This is a genomic window from Xylophilus sp. PBN-3R, assembly GCF_057747805.1.
In genome coordinates this window covers 40,198-58,107 of record NZ_CM173225.1, presented here as the reverse complement: position 1 = coordinate 58,107, position 17,910 = coordinate 40,198, and the positions used below count along the sequence as shown (strand labels likewise).

The following is a 17,910-nucleotide window of genomic DNA, read 5'->3' as shown; positions in this document are numbered from 1 at the left end:
ACTTGCATCCCGGTATCCGGGAGTCCGTGCGTCCGGCTACGCGCTCTCCCGCCCGATCAACGAAAACCCGATATCCACCACCGGCTGCGCCACCACCTTGCCTTCCGCCCTGTCCGCGATGAAAGCGGCCGATTGCCGCCCGATGCCGGTGCCGTCGATACGCACGGTGGTGATGGCCGGCCAGGCATGGCGGGCGAACGACAGGTCGCCGAAACCCATTACCGCGATGTCCCTCGGCACCTGCAGCCCGCGGGATTGCGCCTCGATGATGGAGCCGTGGGCCAGCACGTCGGAACTGCAGGCCAGCGCGTCGACCTGCGGATGGCGCTGCCGGAGCCAGGCCAGGGCTTCTCGCCCGCCGGCCAGCGTGGTCGGCGCGGGCACGGTGAATATCTTCACGTCGGCCACACCGAGCGCGGCCATGCGGCGCTCGAAACCGACGCGGCGCTGGTTGGCGCGATGGTCGTCGCCGGTCACTGCCGCGGGGTGGCGATAACCTTTCGAGAACAGGTAGTCGGCGGCCGCAGCACCCGCCTGTTCGTGCGAGAAGCCGACCAGCATGTCGACCGGCGTGGATGTCAGGTCCCAGGTCTCGACCACCGGAATGCCGGACGCGATGAGGCGCTGGCGCCCCGCTGCGGACCGCATGATGCCGGTCAGCACGATGCCGTCCGGACGGCGGCCGACGAGGGCGTCGATGAGCGCGTCTTCGCGCGATTCGCCATAACCGCTCTGGCCCAGCATGAGCTGGTAGCCGCGCCCGGCCAGGGCTTCGGTCAGCGCCTGGATGGTCTCCAGGAAAACCGGGCCGGCGATGGTGGGCACCAGCGCGGCCACCAGGCGGCTGCGGTTGGAAGCCAGGCCACCCGCCAGCAGGTTGGGCACGTAGCCGGTGCTTTCGACCGCCAGCCGCACTTTTTCTCGGGTTTCGGGTGTGACGCGGTCGGGTGTATTGAGCGCACGTGAGACGGTGATGGCCGACACGCCGGCGATCTTGGAAACGTCGTCGAGGGTGATGCCGCCACTTCCGCGGCGCGGCCCGCGGGCGCTGGGTTTGGTGTTTGTCACTGTGTCGTAGGCCGCGCTGGCGGGTGTTCGATGGGGCTGCGCGTCATTATGGGTGGACACCCGGGCGAGGCCGATTCCCACAGCGGGTGGGTACTTTCGAACCGTTGCCTTGGATAGTCAGCCGCTATAAGCTTCAAAAAACACGCTGAATCCCCCTGTTTTCCCAGGCTCGAATTTTCCCCTTGCAGCGCCGCGCAAAGGACAATCGGCCCCGAGGAGTTTTCGCCATGGACCTGCAATATCAGCTCAAGGCCGGCAGTTATTACCTGTACGACCTGCAAGAAACACCGAGCAAGGTGACCGGTGAACGTCGTTTCAAATTGAAGACCGACGATGTCGCGCTGGCATTCGACGTGAGCACCGGCGCGCTGCACCAGCACGGCACGCCGCAACGGATTCTGAACTGGGCGCTGGGCCATCGCCGCCGCCTGCGGCTGGCCGGAGACCAGGCTGCGGCCAATGATCTGGTAGTGGTGTCCGGTCCGCTGCCGGTCGAAGAAATCAACAACTGCCTTGCAATATCCGGTTACTGCCGGCGCATGTTCAAGCGACTGGCCACGGTGCCGCATGGCAAACTGCAACGCTCGGCGACGGCGCACTGACCGCCCCTCTCAAACACCCCTGAAAAGGCCGCCATGTCACGCATGGCGGCCTTCTGTTTTTTGGCGAAAGAAATGACGCGATGGATTCGACCTGGGCTGCAGTAGGCAATGTCTTCCGCAAGGAGTTCTCCGATGTGGCGGACATGGAGCAGGCGGTGACCATCATCCTGCGGCTGCTGATCGCCGGCCTGCTCGGCGGCTTGCTGGGTTTCGAACGGGAACGCAGCGGCAAGGAAGCCGGCATCCGCACCCACATGCTGGTCAGCATGGGTTCTGCGCTGTTCGTGCTGGTGTCGCAGCAGAGCGGGGTCATCCAGACCGACATCAGCCGCGTGGCGCAGGGCATCATCGCTGGCGTGGGTTTCCTGGGTGCCGGCACCATCCTGAAGGACAGCGGCAGTGCCCATGTGCGCGGGCTCACCACCGCCGCCGGCATCTGGCTGACTGCCGCCATTGGCATGGCGGCCGGGCTGGGACGCGAGATGACCGCGGTGCTCAGCACCGCGCTGGCGGTGGGTGTCCTGTCGCTGGAGCCGCTGCTGCGCGGTGTTTCGAACCGGGTGAAGGCGCCGGCTGCCCGGATCGCCAACGAGGATTAGGAGACCTTCGCCAGCCGGTGCTGTTCGTGCCGTGTGGCGACGACGTAGGCACCACGCGCCAGGGCCGCCATCGCGGTCAGCACCACGGCAGACGTCAAAGCCGGGTCGCGGCCCAGGCTGACCAGCGCAGTGCAGATCGCGCCGACCGCCATCTGCCCGAAACCGTAAAGGCCGGCAGCCGATCCGGTCAGCCGCGGCGCAACGCTGATGGCCTTGACCATCGACACCGGGCTGGCTGCGCCCGCTCCGACGGTGAACAGGAACAGCAGGCCGACCACGGCCACCACGCTCATGTGTTCGGTGGCGACCAGCAACAGCAGCACGGCAGCGCTGACCAGGCTCACGAGGTTCGCACCGAACAGCACCCTTTCGCCCGACAGGCTGCGCATCAGCCGGCCGGTGAGGGCGTTGCCCAGCGAGAAGCCGGCCATCATCATCGCCAGGTAGAAACCCAGTTCGGTCGGAGGGCGGTGCAGCTCGTTGGCAAACACGAACGGGGCCGCCGCCAGGAACGCATAGAAGGCGGTGGTCGAACAAGCGCCGCCAATGGCGTAACCGACGAACACCCGCGAGGCCAGCAGTTCGCGGTAGTCGCGCAGTAGGCTGCGGGGACTGATGGTGCCGGTGGGCCGGCCGGTTTCCGGCAACAGCTTGGCGGTGCAGGCAAAGGCCAGCGCACCCATGAGCGCCAACAGCACGAAGATGACACGCCACCCCGCATGCCCGACGATCGCGCCGCCGACGATCGGCGCCAGTCCGGGGCCGATCACCATCATCAGGTTGAGCATCGCCAGCTTGCGCACCGCATCGTCGCTGCGGACCGTGTCGCGCACGATGGCGCGGCCCAGCACCAGCCCGGCACTGCCGCCCAGCGCCTGCAGCAGCCGTGCGGCCACTAGCGCATGAATGCCGCTCGACAGGCCGGCCACCAGTCCTGCCGCGGTGTACAGCGCCAGGCCCCCCAGCAGAAGCGGCCGGCGCCCGAAGGCATCCGACAGCGGACCGTAGATCAGCTGGCCGACCGCCAGCCCCGCGATGTACAGGCTGATGGTCATCTGCATCGCCTGCGGGGTGGTGCCCAACTGGGCCGCGGCCAGCGGCAGCGCCGGCACGAACATGTGCATGGCCAGGGTGCCGCTGAGCGTGATCAGCACCAGCAGCCAGACGGGCACTGGCGGCCGGGCAACCGGCACCGCGTCGATGACGGGAGCCGTCATGCGGATTTCTCCGTCAGGGCGGCATCGGCGTCCGCGGTCTCGCCGGTGCCTGCCGCCAATGCAGCCGCCACTTTTTCGAGTACCCGCAGTGCCACCGCCAACTCTTCCGGCGTGACATCCGCCAGGTAGCGGCGGCGGGCTTCATTCACCACCTGCTCGACCTGCTCGACGGTCTCGTAGCCTGCAGCGGTGAGGCGCAACGCCTTCGCGCGGCGATCTTCGGCGGTGGCCCGCTCGACCAGGCCGGCGGCTTCGAGGCCATCGAGCAGGCGGACGACCGATGAACTGTCCAGCGTCATGAGCTGGGCGAGTTCCTTTTGCAGCAGCGGCCGGGCAGCGCGGCCGAGGTGCAGCAGGGGCAGCCAGGTGGCTTCGGTGAGGCCGCGGGGTTTCAGCGTCTCGTTGACGGCCTTGCGCCACTGTCGCGTGTTCTGCGACTGCAGGGTCGAGAACCGCCGCGTGTCGTGTTCGTTCAAATGGGGCATCGAATGATCTATTTGCAAATCAATAAATGACAAGCCATGTAATTTATCCGTTTTCGACGGCGGGGTAAACAGGCGGCAGTTTCAGCCACTGGTCGCGCTGCTGGCGGAAGCGGCCGGCTTCGGTGGTGATCCAGCCTTGCACCAGCGAAGTCCGAGGCGATGGCGCCATGCGGGTGACGAAGTAATAGGAAGCCCGCGAACGCACCGGACGGCCGAACGGCGCGACCAGCCGACCTGCGATGAGGTCGTCGAGCACCAGCGCGGCGCGGCCCATCGCAATTCCCTGCCCGGCCAGTGCCGCGCCCACCGCCATCTGCGACAGGTTGAAATGGTGACCGGCGGACATGTCGGTCACCGCCGGCAGTCCGGACCGATGCAGCCAGAGCGTCCATTCCTCGAACGGGCCGGCGCCCGCCCATGGGCTGGTGTCGTGCAGCAGCTGGCCGGCGTGCAGGGCCGCGGGGTTCTGCTGCAGTCCGGGGTGCGCCGCCATGAAACCGGGGCTGGCCACCGGCAGCAGCCATTCGTCGAGGAACTCGGTGGCCAGCAGGTCGCGGTATTCGCCGAGGTCGAAACGCACCGCGGCGGCAACTTCGTCGTTTTCCATGCGTTCACGATCCAGCGCGTGGAATTCGCCCACCACCCGCAGGCCGACCTGAGGATGCGCCCGGAAAAGGTCTCCCAGCCGCGGGGTCAGCCAGCCCATGGCGAAGGACGGCGCGCAGCTGAGTGTGGTCGGTCGGTCGTCCGGCACGGTGCGCAACTGGTCGAGCGTGCCCTCGATGGCCTGGAAGGATTCGCGCAGGACGACCGATAGCCACTGCCCTTCCGGAGTCGCCATGAGCGCGCGCGGGGTGCGCAGAAACAGCGGCCGCTGCAACCATTCCTCGAGCAGCTTCACCTGCTGGCTGACCGCGCCCTGGGTGATGCACAGTTCCGATGCAGCCCTGGTGAAACTTCGGCACCGTGCAGTGGCCTCGAAGCACCGTAACCATGCAAGAAGGGACGGCGTGAGTCGGATTGCCATTTTAGGGATCAGTATGACTAATACCGACCGAACTATAAATGCCTTGTGCGCGCCGGGCCGCGGGAAGAACAATGGAATTTGATCGATTCCTTTCCTTCGCATGATCTCTTCGCCCGCACCGCTCACCCTCGAATCCCTCCAGGCCGGCCTGCCGGTCCTGTGGGCGTCGGAAGAAGACCGCTCCGCAGCCGCCGGGACCGCCAGCGACGGCATTAGCCGGGCTGATGTCGACACCACCGTGGCACGGCTGCGCCGCTTCGCCCCACTGCTGATGAAACTGTTTCCCGAACTGGATGAGAGCCGGGGCAGTATCGAATCCGCCCTGTTGCCGGTGCCGCAATTGCAGCAGGCACTCGGCCTGCCTGCCGGATTCGGAACCTTGCTGGTCAAGGCCGACCACGCCCTGCCGGTAGCCGGCTCGATCAAGGCCCGCGGCGGCATCCACGAAGTGCTGGAACACGCCGAAGCCGTGGCCCTGGACAACGGCCTGTTGCCCGACGGCCTCGAAAGCGACTACCGCCTGCTGGACACACCCGCTGCGCGCTCGGTGTTCGCCGGCCACAAGGTCGCCGTGGGATCCACCGGCAACCTGGGCCTGGCGATCGGGGTGATGGCGTCGGCCCTGGGTTTCCAGGCCGTTGTGCACATGTCGGCCGACGCCAAGCAGTGGAAGAAAGACCGGCTGCGGCAACGCGGCGTGGAGGTGGTCGAACACGTGGGCGACTATGCCGAAGCGGTCGCCGCCGGCCGTCGCGCGGCCGATGCCGACTCGCGCTGCCACTTCGTGGACGACGAACAGTCCTTGTCCCTGCTGCTGGGCTATTCGGCTGCCGCGCCGCACCTGGAACGCCAACTGGCGGAGGCCGGCCGCACGGTCGATGCCGAACACCCGCTGTTCGTCTACCTGCCCTGCGGCGTCGGCGGCGCGCCGGGTGGCATTGCCTTCGGCCTGGCGCAGATCTATGGCCCGTTCGTGCACTGTTTTTTTGCCGAGCCCACGCGTTCGCCGTGTTTCCTGGTCGAAATGCTCAGCCGCACACCACTGCTGGCGCACCTGGGCAACAACCCGTCCGTCTACGACGTGGGCCAGGACAACCGGACCGAGGCCGACGGCCTGGCGGTGCCGCGCGCGTCCGAACTGGCGGCTGCCGTCGTCAGGCCCTTCCTGGGCGGCGTCTACACGGTGGCCGACGAAACGCTGTTCGAACACCTGCACATGGCGGCGCGCACCGCAAACCTCCGCATCGAGCCGTCGGCAGCCGCCGGTTTGTCGGGACCCGGCATGTTGCTGGGCAGCGATGCCGGCCGTGCCTATCTGAAGCGCCAGGGGCTGGACGGCCACATGGCGCAGTCGACCCACATCGTGTGGACCACCGGCGGGCTGTTCGTGCCCGACGAGGAATACGCCCGTTTTCACAGCCGCGGCGCCACTGCAGCCCAGGTCCACGCCGCTGTTTCCGCCTGATCCGTCAGTCCGCCTTCCCCAACCTACCACTCGCCATCATGAAAACCAACCGCCTGCTCGCCTGCGCCATCGCGGCACTCGCCTCCCTGATGACGCCCGCCGTATTCGCCGATACGTTTCCGTCGCGACCCGTCACCCTGGTGATCCCGTTCCCGCCGGGCGGTTCGACCGACGTCGTCGGCCGGCTGGTGGGCAAGGCGCTGGGCGACAAGCTCGGCCAGCCGGTCGTCATCGACAACCGCGCCGGCGCCGGCACCATCATCGGCGCGGCCTACACGGCCAAGGCGGCACCGGACGGCTATACGCTGCTGATCAGTTCGGGCACCACCTTCACCGTCAATCCGGCCATCCAGCCCAAGCTGCCCTACGACCCCGTCAAGAGCTTCGAGCCCATCGGCACGGTGGCCCGCACCGGCCTGATCCTGCTGGCCAACAAGGACGTGCCGGTCGGCAATCCCAAGGAATTCGTGGCGCTGGTGAAGGCTTCGCCGGACAAGTACAGCTACGCATCCTTCGGCACCGGCACCACCTCCCAGTTCACCGGTGAACTGATGCTTCGCGCCACCGGCACCAAGATGGTCCACGTGCCTTACAAAGGCAGCGCGCCGGCCATGACCGACCTGATGGGCGGCCAGGTGCCTTTCTCGGTGGACACGGTGACTGCCGCCATCCCGCAACTCAAGAGCGGCAAGATCAAGGCGATCGCTGTGACGACCCGCAAACGTGCCGCCCTGCTGCCCGACGTGCCGACCTTTGCCGAAAGCGGTTTCGACCTGGACGCCGATACCTGGGTCGCCGTGGTGGCACCGCGCGGCCTGCCGCCGGACGTGCGGGCGCGTCTGGAAAAGGCTCTGGGCGAAGTGGTCGCCTCGCAGGAAATGCGCGAAAAACTCACTGCCAGCGGCCTCGAACCCGACTGGCAGAATGGCGCCGCCACCGCAGCGCAGATCGAAAAGGAACTGCCGCTGATGCGTGCCATCGCAATCCGCGCCAACATCCGGCCTGAATGAATCCCCTGCTGCTGCCCCCCGCCGCCGTCCCGGGCATGTCCCGGCACGAAATCGACACCCCCGCCCTGCTGCTGGACCTGGACGCCTTCGAGCGCAACCTGGACCGCCTGCAGTCCGCGGCCGACGCTGCGGGGGTCAAGCTGCGGCCCCACGGCAAGGCGCACAAGACTCCGGCCGTGGCACTGGCTCAAATCGCCCGCGGCGCGGTCGGCATCTGCTGCCAGAAGGTCAGCGAGGCATTGCCTTTCATCGCGGCCGGTGTCACCGACATCCACATCAGCAACGAGATCGCCACGCCGCGCAAGGCCGCGCTGCTGGCGCAGGCCGCGCTGTCCACGACCATGTCCGTCTGCGTGGACGACCTGCGCCAGGTCGAGATGCTGGGGTCGGCGGTCGAGGAAGCCCAAAGCCGCCTCGGCGTGTTCGTCGAGATCGACATCGGCCACGGCCGCTGCGGTGTCAGCGGTGCCGCCGCCGTACTGCCGCTGGTCGAGGCGATCCGCCGACATCCACGCCTTGAATTCCGCGGTGTGCAGGCCTATCACGGCACCTTGCAGCACCTTCGTTCGTTCGAGGAACGGCGCGACAAATCCGCCCGTGCCGCAGCCAGTGCCGCCAAGGTGGTCGCTGCACTGAAGGCCGCCGGCGTACATTGCGCCGAGGTCACCGGCGGCGGCAGCGGCAGCGCCGAATTCGACTTCGCCAGCGGTGTCTTCACCGAAGTCCAGGCGGGCTCGTATGCCTTCATGGACCGCGATTACGCCGACAACGAATACGGCGGCGCCCTGGGCTTCGAGCACGCCATGTTCCTGGCCTGCACGGTGATGAGCACGGCGGCTTCCGCCCATGTGGTGGTCGACGCCGGGCTGAAGTCCCTGACGATCGATTCGGGGCTTCCCTCCGTCTGGCCAGCCGGGCCGCGACAGCCTCTGCATTACCGGCAGGCCAGCGACGAACACGGTGTCGTCGAAACCACCGGCGGACCCTTGCCGGAACTCGGCGCGCAGCTGTTGCTGGTGCCCGGCCATTGCGATCCGACACTCAACCTGCACGACGAGATCATCGGCCTGCGCCAGGGCGTGGTCGAATGCGTATGGCCTGTTTCAGCCCGCGGCCTGAGCCGCTGAATCCGCTTTTCGAATCCGCCTGCCCCCGCCTGTCCCCGCCCATGCAAAACGAAGACATCGTCTCCCTTCCCGCCACCGAAATGCGCCGCATGATCGGTGCACGCCAGCTCTCGCCGGTCGAGCTGCTGGACGCCTGCATCGCCCGCATCGAGCAGACGAATCCTTACGTCAACGCGGTCACCGCCACCTGCTTCGACCGCGCGCGTATCGAGGCCCGCGCCGCAGAGGCCGCTGTGCTTTCAGGTCGGCCGCTGGGCCTTCTGCACGGGCTGCCGCTGGGCGTGAAGGACCTCGAGAACACACAGGGTTTGCTCACCACGTTCGGCTCGCCCATCTATCGCGCCAACGTGCCCGCAGCCGACAACGAACTGGTGGCACGCCTGCGCGCGGCCGGGGCCATCGTGACCGGCAAGACCAATGTCCCCGAGATGGGCGCCGGTGCCAACAGCTTCAATCCGGTGTGGGGCGCCACCGGCAATCCCTTCAACCCCAACCTGAATGCAGGCGGATCTTCCGGTGGTTCCGCCGCCGCGCTGGCGCTCGATATGCTGCCGGTCTGCACCGGCTCCGACACCGGCGGCTCCCTGCGCATTCCAGCGGCCAAATGCGGCGTCGTCGGTTTTCGGCCGTCGCCGGGCGTTGTGCCCAGCGCCCGTAAGCCGCTGGGCTGGACACCTATTTCGGTGGTCGGTCCCATGGGCCGCACCGTAGCCGACGCGTGCCTGCAACTGGCAGCAAGCGCCGGCATGTCGGCCGGCGATCCGCTGAGTTATCCGCTCGACCCGCTGACTTTCCTGCTGCCCGAACATGTCGACCTGGGCAGCCTGCGTGTGGGCTATACCGAAGACTTCGGCGCGTGTGCGGTGGACGACGGCATCCGCGCGGTCTTCCGCGAAAAGATCGCCGCAATGAAACATTGGTTCCGCAGCTGCGAACCGGTCGCCCTGGATCTGGGCGAGGTGCACCGCTGCTTCGACGTGCTGCGGGCCGAAGCCTTCGTGGCCGGCATGCGCGAAGCCTATGAACGCGACCCCGGCAGCCTGGGCCCCAACCCGCGCGCCAATTACGAGATGGGCGCCGCCATGCGCCTGGTCGACTGCGCCTGGGCACAGGCCGAACAGACCCGCATCCTCGCGCGGTTCCAGCAGGCTTACCGCGAATTCGACATCATCCTGGCGCCCACCACGCCGGTATCGCCTTTCCCGTGGGTGCAGCCGCATGCAGCCACCATCAACGGTGAGCAGCAAGAGAACTACTACCGCTGGCTGTCGCTCACCTACGTGACCACACTTACCACCCATCCTTCGCTGGCGCTGCCTTGCGGGAGCGATCACGCCGGCATGCCGTTCGGATTACAGGTCGTCGGGCGTTTCCGTGCCGATCGCTTCACCCTGGGCGCAGGCCATGCCATGGAACAGGCATTTGCGGCATCGCCCGCGCTGCGCCGGCCGCGCCCGGATGTCGCCGGCCTGCTGTTCGCGCAACCCTCGCTGCAGTCCATCGTCACCGCGCCACCGGTGCTGGACGCGGCATGCGCGGATGGCAACGTATCAGCGGTCTGAGCCTTTGAGGTAACGCTCGATCCCCAGGCCGGCGATATCGACTCCGGGTCGGGTGCCGGTGACCATATCGGCCACTACCCGGGCGGATCCGCAAGCCATGGTCCAGCCGAGCGTGCCGTGGCCGGTATTGAGCACCAGGTTGCGGTACCGGGTCGCACCGATGATCGGCGTGCTGTCGGGTGTCATCGGGCGGAAACCGGTCCAGAAACACGCCTTCTTCACGTCGCCACCGGGGAACAGGTCCTGCACCACCATCTCCAGCGTGGCACGCCGGCGTGGGTCGAGCCGCGCGTCGAAACCCGCCAGTTCGGCCATGCCACCCACGCGGATACGTTTGTCGAAGCGGGTCACCGCGATCTTGTACGTCTCGTCGAGCACGGTCGATTGCGGCGCAAGGTCCTCATCGACCAGCGGCACCGTCAGCGAGTAACCCTTGACCGGATAGACGGGCACGTCGACACCCAGTGGTGCCAGCATCGCCCGCGAATAGCTGCCCAGGGCCATGACATAACGGTCCGCCTGAAACAGTTTTCCGGCAACCCGAACACCCGTCACCTGGTCGCCCTCGAACGCCAGGCGCTCGACCTGCTGATCGAAGCGGAATTCCACACCCAGCTCTTGTGCAAGCGAAGTCAGGGCGCGTGTGAACATGTGGCAATCGCCGGTTTCGTCGGCAGGCAGCTGAAGACCGCCTGCAAGGCGATCCCTTGCCTGCCTCAATGCCGGTTCGACCTGGGTCAGCGCATCCCGCTCCAGCAGTCGATAGGGGATGCCGCACTCTTGCAGGACGGAGATGTCGCGCTGGACCGCGTCGACCTGGGCCTGGGTACGGAAGAGTTGCAGCGTTCCACCGGTGCGCTGCTCGTACTGGATACCGGTTTCCACCCGCAACTGCTGGAGGCAGCTGCGGCTGTATTCGGCGATCCGCAACATGCGCTCCTTGTTCTCGGAGTATCGCGACGCCGAACAGTTGCGCAGCAGCCTGACCATCCACTGCAATTGCCACAGGCTGCCATCCGCGCGGATGGCCAACGGCGCGTGTTTTTTCTGGAACATCCATTTCAAGGCCTTGAACGGGATGCCCGGAGCGGCCCAGGGCGTCGAGTAACCGGGAGATATCTGGCCTGCATTCGCAAAACTCGTTTCGAGCGCCGTGCCGGGTTGGCGGTCGATAACGGTGACCTGTACACCGGCGCGCGCGAGGTAATAAGCGGTGGTCACACCAACCACACCGCCTCCGAGAATGATGACTTTCATGAAACGCCCGGATCACCGAATAAAAAGAAAGTCTATGACCTTCCTTCCAGTGATTTCCACTGAAACCATCGCGCAATTCACGAGAACTTCGGATAGTGGCCTGGCTGGACCTGTTTCGACAGGGGTTTGCTGCCCAGGCACTGAACTGAAGACGGCAGTAATGTCACGGAGACTTCGTGAGGATCCCGACCATTTGAGATCGTGCAGACGAAAAAAAAGCGAGTCTTTCGACTCGCTTTCTGCAGACATGAAACTGGTCACACCTGCCAGCAACTTAAGTTGCCTCATATTGGTTGCGCGGGGAGGATTTGAACCTCCGACCTTTGGGTTATGAGCCCAACGAGCTACCAGACTGCTCCACCGCGCGGCAGAATTAGAGTATAGCTTGTTTTTCGCTTACTTGGCAACTTCGGCGGAAGTTTCTTCAGAAACCTGTGCCGAACGCTCGACCAGTTCCACATAGGCCATCGGCGCGTTGTCGCCAACACGGAAGCCCATCTTCAGGATACGGGTGTAGCCGCCCGGACGCGCATTGAACAGCGGGCCCAGAACGTTGAACAGCTTGGTGACCGAATCGCGATCGCGCAGGCGGTCGAAAGCCAGGCGGCGGTTTGCCACGGTGTCTTCCTTGGCCAGCGTGATCATCGGTTCGATGACGCGACGCAGTTCTTTTGCCTTCGGCAGCGTGGTCTTGATGGCTTCATGTTCGATGAGGGAATTCATCATGTTCTGAAGCATCGCCAGGCGGTGCGAAGTGGTGCGATTGAGTTTACGGAGACCGTGTCCGTGGCGCATGGTGCTTTTCCTTCTTTGTTAAACAGGCAGCCGTATCAGGTACTGCCCGGGCACCGGCCCCCCATGGGCCGAATTCTTTTAAAGACTCAGGCTGAAACTCAGCGCTTGTCCAGACCTGCAGGCGGCCAGCTTTCCAGCTTCATGCCCAGGGTCAGGCCGCGCGAGGCCAGCACTTCCTTGATTTCGTTGAGCGACTTGCGACCCAGGTTGGGGGTCTTCAGCAGTTCGTTCTCGGTACGCTGGATCAGGTCACCGATGTAATAGATGTTTTCGGCCTTCAGGCAGTTGGCCGAACGCACCGTCAGTTCGAGTTCGTCGACCGGACGCAGGAGAATCGGGTCGAAAGGCGTATTGCCACCACGCGGTGCCGGAGCATCGAACGCAGCCAGTTCGCCACCTTCCAGCTGTGCGAACACAGCCAGTTGTTCGACGAGGATCTTGGCGGATGCGCGAACTGCGTCTTCAGCGGAAATGGCGCCGTTGGTTTCGATCTCGACAACCAGCTTGTCCAGGTCGGTACGCTGCTCGACGCGGGCGCTTTCGACGGTGTAGCTGACGCGTTTGACCGGCGAGAACGAGGCGTCCAGCACGATGCGGCCGATCGACTTGGTCGATTCGTCTGCATAACGGCGCATGGTGCCCGGCACATAGCCACGGCCCTTTTCGACCTTGATCTGCATGTCCAGCTTGCCGCCGGCCGACAGGTGGGCGATGACATGCTCGGGATTGATGATCTCGACGTCGTGCGGCGTCTGGATGTCGGCGGCAGTGACGACGCCTTCGCCATCCTTGCGCAGGGACAGGGTCACTTCATCACGGTTGTGGAGCTTGAACACCACACCCTTGAGGTTCAACAGGATGTTGACGACGTCTTCCTGCACACCATCGATCGACGAGTACTCGTGCAACACGCCAGCGATGGTGACTTCGGTGGCGGCGTAGCCGACCATGGAAGACAGCAGGACGCGACGGATGGCGTTGCCCAGCGTATGGCCGTAGCCACGCTCGAACGGCTCCAGAGCGACCTTGGCCCGGTTCAGGCCCAGTTGCTCGACGTTGATCGCTTTAGGTTTCAGCAGGTTTGTTTGCATGGACTTCCTCTCAATACCCCCAGCTCGTTACACCGGTAAGGCTGCGAAGCCCTGTCGCACGGTGCCCCGTGCGCCAAGGAGTAAAAACAATCGAAAAGAGGCGCCCAGAGGCGCCTCGACGAAAACGGACTCGCGAGAATCAACGCGAGTAAAGTTCGACGATCAACGATTCGTTGATGTCGGCGCCGAATTCGTCACGATCCGGCACCTTCTTGAAGACGCCGGTAGCCTTTGCGGCTTCGACTTCGACCCATGCAGGCATGCCGACCTGGGCTGCCAATTGCAGGGCTTCGGCGATACGAGCCTGGTTCTTCGACTTTTCGCGAATGGAAACCACGTCGCCGACCTTGACCATGTACGAAGCGATGTTCACGGACTTGCCGTTGACTTCGATCGCCTTGTGCGAAACCAGCTGACGCGCTTCAGCGCGGGTCGAACCGAAACCCATGCGGTAGACAACGTTGTCCAGGCGGGATTCCAGCAGGAACAGCAAGTTGGCGCCGGTGTTGCCCTTGCGGCGATCGGCTTCTTCGAAGTAACGGCGGAATTGCTTTTCCAGCACGCCGTACATGCGCTTGACCTTCTGCTTTTCACGCAGTTGCAAGCCGAAGTCGGAGGTGCGTTGACCCGAGGTACGGCCGTGTTGACCTGGCTTGGAGTCGAACTTGGCCTTGTCCGCGATGGAGCGACGTGCGCTCTTCAGGAAAAGGTCGGTGCCTTCACGGCGGGAAAGTTTGGCCTTGGGGCCGAGGTAACGTGCCACTTGAGTGTCCTTCTTTGATCAGCTGCCGCATAACCACCCATGTGGTTCGTACGGGAGCCTGCGAGGAAGCGCCGACCGTACAGGACGACAACCAGATCCGCAGGCGGTGGGCTTGGCCGGTTTTAGAAAGCCGGCAAAAAACGAAAAGCCTGCGATTCTAACCGCAGGCTGCAACCGTTGTAAAGCCGAAGCTTTACAACGGGGCGTGTCGCATTAGATACGACGACGCTTCTGGGGGCGGCAACCGTTGTGCGGCACCGGGGTCACGTCGGCGATGGACGTGATACGGATACCCAGGGCGCCGAGGGCGCGCACCGACGATTCACGACCAGGACCTGGGCCCTTGATCTCGACGTCGAGGTTCTTGATACCTTGTTCCATCGCGGCACGGCCGGCGACTTCGGAAGCGACCTGAGCTGCGAAGGGGGTCGACTTGCGCGAGCCCTTGAAGCCTTGGCCACCTGACGAAGCCCACGACAGGGCATTGCCCTGGCGATCGGTGATCGTGATGATGGTGTTGTTGAACGAAGCGTGTACGTGGGCCACACCGTCAGAGACGTTCTTGCGGACCTTCTTGCGCACGCGCTGCGCTGCGTTATTGGCGGGAGACTTGGCCATGATGTTCTTTCAGCCTTTTATTTCTTCAGAGCCGCTGCGCCCTTGCGCGGACCCTTGCGGGTACGTGCATTGGTGCGGGTGCGCTGACCGCGCATCGGCAGGCCACGGCGGTGGCGGAAACCGCGATAGCAGCCGATGTCCATCAAACGCTTGATGTTCATCGTGGTTTCGCGGCGCAGGTCACCTTCGATGGTGAACGCTGCGATCTGGTCGCGAAGCTTTTCCAGGTCGCCGTCCGTGAGATCCTTGATCTTCTTGGAGAAGGCGACACCAGCTGCTTCGCAGATCTGACGTGCGCGGGTGCGACCGATGCCGAAGATGGCGGTAAGGCCAATCTCAGCATGCTTGTGCGGCGGAATATTGATGCCAGCGATACGTGCCATGTTCGTCCTCTAAAACTCTTAACCCTGGCGCTGTTTGTGGCGCTGGTCGATACAGATCACACGCACCACACCCTTGCGGCGGATGATCTTGCAATTGCGGCAGATTTTCTTGACCGAAGCCGAGACTCTCATTGCTTTCTCCTAAAACTCTTTTCCCTGCCCCGCTGCTCTTCTTTTGAAGAACCCGGAACACGATTAGCTTCGCGCAACAGTTGCGCTGGGCAGGTTTGCACTACCGCCCCCTGGATCACACCACCCGCCTTGCGGCGAATCGTTCAACCCGGGGAACGCTTGAAATTGGCCTTCTTCAACAACGACTCGTACTGCTGGCTCATCAGGTAGTTTTGGACCTGGGCCATGAAGTCCATCGTGACGACCACGATGATCAGCAGAGAGGTTCCACCGAAGTAGAACGGCACGTTGTATTTCAGAATCAAAAACTCGGGCAGCAGACAGACAAAGGTGATGTACACCGCGCCAGCCAGCGTCAGCCGCAGAAGGATCCTGTCGATGTAACGCGCGGTCTGATCGCCAGGACGAATCCCGGGGATGAAGGCGCCGCTCTTCTTGAGGTTGTCCGCGGTTTCACGGCTGTTGAAAACCAGCGCCGTGTAGAAGAAGCAGAAGAACACGATGGCGATGACGTACAGCAGCACATAGATGGGCTGGCCGGGCGTCAGGGCACCTGCGATGTCCTTGAGCCAGCGCATGGAGTCGCCGGCACTGAACCAGTTCACCACCGTCGCCGGCAGCAGGATGATCGACGAAGCGAAGATCGGGGGAATCACACCGGCCATGTTCAGCTTGAGGGGCAGGTGGGACGATTGCCCACCGTAGACCTTGTTGCCGACCTGACGCCGTGCGTAGTTCACCAGGATCTTGCGTTGGCCCCGTTCGACGAAAACGACGAAGTAGGTTACCAAAGCCACGACCACCAGCATGAACAGCGCCACCAGCACACTCATCGCCCCGGTACGAACCAGTTCGAAAAGACCGCCCACCGCATTGGGCAAGCCCGCTGCGATACCACCGAAGATCAGGATCGAGATGCCGTTTCCAAGACCACGCTCGGTGATTTGTTCACCCAGCCACATCAGGAACATGGTGCCGGCCGTGAGGCTGACAACGGCGGTCATGCGGAATCCGAAACCGGGGCTGAGCACCAGGCCCGCCGAGCTTTCCAGAGCGACGGCGATGCCGAAAGACTGGAACAGGGCGAGACCCAAAGTGCCGTAGCGGGTGTACTGCGTGATCTTGCGGCGACCTGCTTCACCCTCCTTCTTCATCTGCTCGAAGCTGGGCAGAACGTAGCCCAGCAGCTGCATGATGATCGAGGCGGAGATGTACGGCATGATCCCCAGCGCGAACACGGTGAACCGTGACAATGCACCGCCGGAGAACATGTTGAACAGGTTCAGGATGCCGCCCGACTGGCTGTTGAAGAGTTGCTGCAACTGGGCCGGGTCGATACCCGGCACCGGAATATGCGCGCCAATCCGATAGACCACCAACGCGAGCAGCAAGAACACGAGCCGACGACGGAGGTCGCCGAACTTGCCGGTCTTAGCTAGATTTGCTGCGCTAGTAGCCACGTGGATGCTCTTTCAACTGAACTGCTGGACGAACTGATACTTCTGCTGGCTTGGTACTTAGACCAGGCTGCCGCCAGCGGCTTCGATTGCTGCCTTCGCAGCTGCCGTCGCGCCGACACCAGTGAGTTTCACCGAACGGGCGATGGCGCCCGTATTGATGATCTTCACCACCTTGGCGAGCTGGCCCACCAGGCCCGCTTGCTTCAGCGCCAGGACATCGACTTCGGCCAGGCCCAGCTGCTCGAGAGCGGCCAGCGTGACTTCGGCGTTGAACTTGAGCGTTTGCGACTTGAAGCCACGCTTCGGCAGGCGACGCTGCAGAGGCATTTGACCGCCTTCGAAACCGACCTTGTGGTAGCCACCCGAGCGGGACTTCTGGCCCTTGTGGCCACGACCTGCGGTCTTGCCCAGGCCAGAGCCGATACCGCGGCCAACGCGACGCTTGGCGTGCTTGGCGCCGGCGGCCGGCTTGATGCTGTTGAGTTCCATGTGAGCCTCTGTTCTACATACAGGTCTACGCGCTTTACAGCACGCGGACCAGGTAGGCGATCTTGTTGATCATGCCGCGCACTGCCGGGGTGTCCTGCAGTTCGCTGACGCTGTTCAGCTTGCGCAGACCCAGACCACGGACGGTCGCACGATGCGATTCCTTGGTGCCGATGGGGCTGCGAACCAGTTGAACCTTGACGGTTTGTTCGGTAGTCATTTCGTTGCTCCGATCAGGCGGTGAAGATTTCTTCAACCGACTTGCCGCGCTTGGAAGCGATCTGGCCGGGAGTCGTGGACTTCGTCAGAGCGTCGAACGTGGCGCGAACCATGTTGTAAGGGTTGGACGAACCATGGCTCTTGGCCACGATGTCCGTCACGCCCAGCACTTCGAAGACGGCGCGCATCGGGCCGCCAGCGATGATGCCGGTACCTTTGGGGGCCGGTGCCATCATCACAAAGGCTGCACCGTGGTGACCGGTCACTGCGTGATGCAGCGTGCCGTTCTTCAGCGAGACGCTCTTCAGGTTGCGACGGGCTTCTTCCATCGCCTTTTGCACTGCTGCAGGCACTTCTTTCGACTTGCCCTTGCCCATGCCGACCTTACCGTCGCCGTCGCCGACCACGGTCAGGGCTGCGAAACCAAGGATACGGCCGCCTTTGACGACCTTGGTGACGCGGTTGACCGCAATCATCTTCTCCTTGAGACCGTCGTCCTGTGCCTCGGTCTGCACTTTAGGTTGAAACTTAGCCATGATTTAGT

The 17,910-nt window shown here is 64.0% G+C and carries 21 protein-coding genes and 1 tRNA gene; 6 read left to right on the top strand and 16 right to left on the bottom strand.

Going from position 1 to position 17,910, the window contains the following annotated elements; translation table 11 throughout:
* Positions 1–36 precede the first annotated feature (36 nt).
* Positions 37–1,068, bottom strand: a complete 1,032-nt coding sequence (locus tag AC3ANW_RS00320; RefSeq protein WP_488343218.1) for a LacI family DNA-binding transcriptional regulator — start codon at positions 1,066–1,068, stop codon at positions 37–39.
* 227 nt (positions 1,069–1,295) lie between these two features.
* On the opposite strand from AC3ANW_RS00320, the gene AC3ANW_RS00315 reads away from it, so the two are divergent.
* Positions 1,296–1,670, top strand: coding sequence for a hypothetical protein (locus AC3ANW_RS00315; protein ID WP_488343217.1), 375 nt, complete (start codon positions 1,296–1,298; stop codon positions 1,668–1,670).
* Between the two features lie 80 nt (positions 1,671–1,750).
* Positions 1,751–2,269 carry an MgtC/SapB family protein gene (locus tag AC3ANW_RS00310; RefSeq protein ID WP_488343216.1) on the top strand — a complete coding sequence of 173 codons (519 nt, stop codon included), beginning with the start codon at positions 1,751–1,753 and terminating at the stop codon, positions 2,267–2,269.
* Here the strand turns inward: AC3ANW_RS00310 and AC3ANW_RS00305 are convergent.
* Genes AC3ANW_RS00305 through AC3ANW_RS00295 form a run of 3 tightly spaced genes read right to left on the bottom strand, consistent with a single transcriptional unit; the run spans position 2,266 to position 4,998 of the window.
* A complete protein-coding gene (locus AC3ANW_RS00305) occupies positions 2,266–3,486 on the bottom strand; it encodes a multidrug effflux MFS transporter (RefSeq protein ID WP_488343215.1) in 1,221 nt (406 codons plus the stop codon). The genes AC3ANW_RS00310 and AC3ANW_RS00305 overlap by 4 nt on opposite strands.
* Complete coding sequence (locus tag AC3ANW_RS00300; RefSeq protein ID WP_488343214.1) at positions 3,483–3,971, bottom strand: MarR family winged helix-turn-helix transcriptional regulator; 489 nt, start codon at positions 3,969–3,971, stop codon at positions 3,483–3,485. Before AC3ANW_RS00300 ends, AC3ANW_RS00305 begins: the two co-directional genes overlap by 4 nt.
* Positions 3,972–4,014: 43 nt before the next feature.
* Entirely contained in the window at positions 4,015–4,998 is a 984-nt protein-coding gene (locus AC3ANW_RS00295; protein WP_488343213.1) for a LysR family transcriptional regulator, read from the bottom strand.
* Positions 4,999–5,098: 100 nt separating this feature from the next.
* On the opposite strand from AC3ANW_RS00295, the gene dsdA reads away from it, so the two are divergent.
* The 4 genes from dsdA to AC3ANW_RS00275 are packed head-to-tail and all read left to right on the top strand — an operon-like array spanning position 5,099 to position 10,162.
* Positions 5,099–6,463 carry a D-serine ammonia-lyase gene (dsdA, locus tag AC3ANW_RS00290; protein ID WP_488343212.1) on the top strand — a complete coding sequence of 455 codons (1,365 nt, stop codon included), beginning with the start codon at positions 5,099–5,101 and terminating at the stop codon, positions 6,461–6,463.
* A 38-nt stretch (positions 6,464–6,501) separates the two neighbouring features.
* The gene (locus tag AC3ANW_RS00285; RefSeq protein ID WP_488343211.1) at positions 6,502–7,473 is read left to right on the top strand and encodes a Bug family tripartite tricarboxylate transporter substrate binding protein; all 972 of its coding nucleotides are present in this window, start codon (positions 6,502–6,504) and stop codon (positions 7,471–7,473) included.
* A complete protein-coding gene (locus AC3ANW_RS00280) occupies positions 7,470–8,600 on the top strand; it encodes a DSD1 family PLP-dependent enzyme (protein WP_488343210.1) in 1,131 nt (376 codons plus the stop codon). The genes AC3ANW_RS00285 and AC3ANW_RS00280 overlap by 4 nt, the downstream gene beginning before the upstream one ends.
* A 41-nt stretch (positions 8,601–8,641) precedes the next feature.
* Positions 8,642–10,162 carry an amidase gene (locus AC3ANW_RS00275; RefSeq protein ID WP_488343209.1) on the top strand — a complete coding sequence of 507 codons (1,521 nt, stop codon included), beginning with the start codon at positions 8,642–8,644 and terminating at the stop codon, positions 10,160–10,162.
* Here the strand turns inward: AC3ANW_RS00275 and AC3ANW_RS00270 are convergent.
* The 12 genes from AC3ANW_RS00270 to rpsE all read right to left on the bottom strand — a co-directional run bounded on the left by AC3ANW_RS00270 (position 10,151) and on the right by rpsE (position 17,902).
* Positions 10,151–11,419 (bottom strand): D-amino acid dehydrogenase, encoded by a 1,269-nt coding sequence (locus tag AC3ANW_RS00270; protein ID WP_488343208.1) that lies wholly within the window; start codon positions 11,417–11,419, stop codon positions 10,151–10,153. The two genes, AC3ANW_RS00275 and AC3ANW_RS00270, sit on opposite strands and share 12 nt — an antisense overlap.
* 290 nt (positions 11,420–11,709) lie before the next feature.
* Positions 11,710–11,786 (bottom strand) — tRNA-Met (locus AC3ANW_RS00265).
* A 29-nt stretch (positions 11,787–11,815) separates the two neighbouring features.
* A complete protein-coding gene (rplQ, locus tag AC3ANW_RS00260; RefSeq protein WP_488343207.1) occupies positions 11,816–12,214 on the bottom strand; it encodes a 50S ribosomal protein L17 in 399 nt (132 codons plus the stop codon).
* A 98-nt stretch (positions 12,215–12,312) separates the two neighbouring features.
* On the bottom strand, positions 12,313–13,305 hold the full coding sequence (locus tag AC3ANW_RS00255; RefSeq protein ID WP_488343206.1) for a DNA-directed RNA polymerase subunit alpha: 993 nt from the start codon (positions 13,303–13,305) through the stop codon (positions 12,313–12,315).
* Between the two features lie 139 nt (positions 13,306–13,444).
* The gene (gene rpsD, locus AC3ANW_RS00250; RefSeq protein WP_488343205.1) at positions 13,445–14,068 is read right to left on the bottom strand and encodes a 30S ribosomal protein S4; all 624 of its coding nucleotides are present in this window, start codon (positions 14,066–14,068) and stop codon (positions 13,445–13,447) included.
* Positions 14,069–14,281: 213 nt separating this feature from the next.
* Positions 14,282–14,686 carry a 30S ribosomal protein S11 gene (gene rpsK, locus AC3ANW_RS00245; RefSeq protein WP_160553002.1) on the bottom strand — a complete coding sequence of 135 codons (405 nt, stop codon included), beginning with the start codon at positions 14,684–14,686 and terminating at the stop codon, positions 14,282–14,284.
* A 17-nt stretch (positions 14,687–14,703) separates the two neighbouring features.
* Positions 14,704–15,069 (bottom strand): 30S ribosomal protein S13, encoded by a 366-nt coding sequence (rpsM, locus tag AC3ANW_RS00240; protein ID WP_488343204.1) that lies wholly within the window; start codon positions 15,067–15,069, stop codon positions 14,704–14,706.
* An 18-nt stretch (positions 15,070–15,087) separates the two neighbouring features.
* Positions 15,088–15,201, bottom strand: coding sequence for a 50S ribosomal protein L36 (rpmJ, locus tag AC3ANW_RS00235; protein ID WP_160553000.1), 114 nt, complete (start codon positions 15,199–15,201; stop codon positions 15,088–15,090).
* A gap of 143 nt (positions 15,202–15,344) precedes the next feature.
* Entirely contained in the window at positions 15,345–16,661 is a 1,317-nt protein-coding gene (gene secY / locus AC3ANW_RS00230) for a preprotein translocase subunit SecY (protein WP_488343203.1), read from the bottom strand.
* A gap of 57 nt (positions 16,662–16,718) precedes the next feature.
* Entirely contained in the window at positions 16,719–17,150 is a 432-nt protein-coding gene (rplO, locus tag AC3ANW_RS00225) for a 50S ribosomal protein L15 (protein WP_488343202.1), read from the bottom strand.
* Positions 17,151–17,184: 34 nt separating this feature from the next.
* A complete protein-coding gene (gene rpmD, locus AC3ANW_RS00220; protein ID WP_488343201.1) occupies positions 17,185–17,367 on the bottom strand; it encodes a 50S ribosomal protein L30 in 183 nt (60 codons plus the stop codon).
* 13 nt (positions 17,368–17,380) lie between these two features.
* Complete coding sequence (gene rpsE / locus AC3ANW_RS00215; RefSeq protein ID WP_488343200.1) at positions 17,381–17,902, bottom strand: 30S ribosomal protein S5; 522 nt, start codon at positions 17,900–17,902, stop codon at positions 17,381–17,383.
* Positions 17,903–17,910: the final 8 nt, after the last annotated feature.